Below are 2,598 nucleotides of genomic sequence, written 5' to 3'. Positions count from 1 at the left end.
TGTTCTCCGGGTCACCACCACCCTCACCACCGCCACCACCACCGCCACCGTCACCGCCACCATGGCCACCGCCACCACTGGGACGATTGGTGTTCTCCGGGTCACCACCACCCTCACCACCACCGCCGCCGCCACCGCTGTCACCGCCACCATCGCCGCCGTCGCGGTCGTAGATGCCCCCGTGACCGAAGTGACCGGCGTCACCGCCGCCTTCACCGCCTACACCGCCGAAGCCGCTGTCCCCACCGGCACCACCGAAGCCGCCATGGCCACCGAGACCGCCGTCACCGAACCCACCGGCGCCCGGCCCCCCGTCACCGAAGCCACCATCGGCACCGCCGCCGAACCCGCCGAAGCCTCCCTCGGCTCCGCCGAACCCGCCGTCACCGAACCCACCGTCACCGAACCCGCCGTCACCGAACCCACCATCGCCGAACCCACCGGCGCCCGGCCCCCCGTCACCGAAGCCACCGTCGGCACCGCCGCCGAACCCGCCGAAGCCTCCCTCGGCTCCGCCGAACCCGCCGTCGCCCCCGGCGCCGAAGTCACCGAAGCCCCCTTCGGCACCCCCGCCGACCTGCCCACCGAGCCCGCCGAGGTCCGCGCCCATACCCGCGTTCCCGTGCTCGTCAAAACCACCGAAGCCGCCGAAGTCGCCGAACTGTCCCTGACCACCGGCCGATTCGACGGGCGACCGGTCCAGCAGCGGGCCGCCGAGCAGGCTGTGGGAGCCGGTCGACGCTACGTCGACACCGCCGGCGCCCTCCTGACCCGCGGCGGGATCCGGCAGCTCCGACGAGTGGCCGGCAGAGGCCGAGCCCCCGGCGTCGTGGTCGCCGGAGACCTGGTCCGCCGGTACGTCGTGGTCGGTTGATACGACGTGGTCGGCCGGGACGTCGTGGTGCGCCAGCGCATGCGCCGCGCTTCCGAAGAACAGGGACGACTTAGACAGCCGTGGGTCGAGAGCGGCCGGTCCCCCGTCGGTGCCGGACTCGACGCGGAGGGAGCGGAGCTCGGCGACCTGCGCGGGCGACAGGCCGAGTCTTCGCGCCACCTCGTCGGTGTCGCCGTCGAGTTCGGCGCGGAAGGCCGGGTCGACGGCCAGGCGGGTCAGGGCAGCACGATATGCGTCGTCGGTCACGGTTCGGTCTCCGTCGGTCAGCGGGCATTGATGCCGATCGCGGCGGAGCCGAGGATCCCCCTGGTCGGCGGCAACTGCCATTTCCGGCCATCCCCGCCGATACCTGCAGAACACGTTATAGAGGCTTGGCATGGGCAACGCAAGAGCATCGAGTAGGGCGGTTGACGGGTGCCGGACGCCCAGCCGCGTCGCGTACTCACCGATCAGATATGGCCATCGCCCCACCGGCACGTCGACGAGATACTCCTCGATGACCCACTGGCCGCCGAAGGTGTACCCGACCAGAGAGCGTCCGGACCGGTGGACGTCCGCACGGGCGTCGCTGCTTCGCGCGGCGCGCGTGGCGGTTTCGCCGAGCCAGGACGAAGAGGCGATCAAGGCGATGCCCGAGCTCGCCACCGATCTGCGGTCCGAACCGAAGATCGTCGAGTGGCTACGTCAGGAGTACGAGGCACACCTGGCGTCGGTACGAGCCCGGAGTGCGGGCGTCCACGACGACCCGGAAGTGCTCCAGCACCAGGACTACTTCGCGCCGCGCCTGGCCCTCATCGCCCACAAACGCGCCACCGTCGTCCGGCTCCGCGACGAGCGGCTGATCGACGACACCGTACTGCGCCGCCTGCGGGCCGCCCTCGGCAGCGAAGAGGTCCGCCTGTCCGGAGGCGCGGCGGTCGAATGACCCATCTCCGAGGAAGGACTGCACTGCGGGCCCTGGAGCTTCCGGTCCCCCGGGCCGGGCCGGGCGAGATACGGATCCGGGTGCACGCGGCGGCGGTCAACCCCGCCGACACGCTGGTACGCTGGGGCCTCGCCTTCGCCTGACGGGCCCTCCATGTCACCGGGGTCGGCGGCTGACGCCGGAGGGATGACCCTGCGTCAGCGGCACGCTCCCAGTTGAGCTGGGCGCCTGGCTCCCACGCCTGGTTAAGGCCGGTTCTCCATTTCAATGAGCAGCGACCTCTGCCCGGTACACCAATCGGTGAACCAGGCTGGAACGCTCCGGCCCCTTGCAGGGTGCGCAGTTCTTTCAGGCTGAAGGGATCTGCCGCCGTGTCCCGAAAACCCCAGCCGAGGTCAGTGGTGGCGGCCAAACTTGGTCCATGACCCTTGATCCTGCCGTTCCGGCACCGCTGCCGCAGGTCCCGTCGGGATCAGCGATCAACCCGATGGTGCTGGACCGGCCGATGCTCCTGCCCGTCCTGGACGCCAACGCCCTCCTGGTCGAAGCCTGTTCACTGGGCGCTGGTGGGCCGGAGTTCTCGGCGCGGTCGCGGCCGCAGGTCTGGGGACGTGAAAGGCAGGCCAGGGCTCGGACAGCTTTCACGCCCCCCAAGGGCACAGGCGCAGGGGTAGGACGCCCGATTGAAGGCTCCCCTCCCTGAAGGACTCCGTTGGGAAATCCGTGAAACGGTGATGGTGAGTGTGCAGGCCTGCCATGATCGGCATGTTTGTCGATC

The 2,598-nt window shown here is 70.5% G+C and carries 2 protein-coding genes and 2 pseudogenes; all 4 read left to right on the top strand.

What is annotated here, in order from left to right; genetic code table 11:
* A pseudogene (locus ACIBJF_RS46170) lies at positions 1-874 on the top strand (hypothetical protein); the annotation flags it as partial.
* Between the two features lie 39 nt (positions 875-913).
* A complete protein-coding gene (locus tag ACIBJF_RS46165; RefSeq protein ID WP_399183553.1) occupies positions 914-1,297 on the top strand; it encodes a hypothetical protein in 384 nt (127 codons plus the stop codon).
* A gap of 184 nt (positions 1,298-1,481) precedes the next feature.
* Complete coding sequence (locus tag ACIBJF_RS46160; protein WP_399183552.1) at positions 1,482-1,820, top strand: hypothetical protein; 339 nt, start codon at positions 1,482-1,484, stop codon at positions 1,818-1,820.
* A pseudogene (locus ACIBJF_RS46155) lies at positions 1,817-1,948 on the top strand (NADP-dependent oxidoreductase); the annotation flags it as partial. The gene ACIBJF_RS46160 and the pseudogene ACIBJF_RS46155, both read left to right, overlap by 4 nt.
* Between the last annotated feature and the right edge of the window lie 650 nt (positions 1,949-2,598).

Source organism: Streptomyces sp. NPDC050743 (assembly GCF_044456925.1).
In the GTDB taxonomy this organism is placed as follows: Bacteria; Actinomycetota; Actinomycetes; order Streptomycetales; family Streptomycetaceae; genus Streptomyces.
The sequence above is the reverse complement of the archived record's forward strand: the minus strand, read 5'-3'. Positions and strand labels throughout refer to the sequence as shown.

Bases quoted from the DNA above. Each gene is read 5' to 3' on its own strand.
- ACIBJF_RS46165 (WP_399183553.1), top strand. From the start codon at position 914: ATGCGCCGCGCTTCCGAAGAACAGGGACGACTTAGACAGCCGTGGGTC.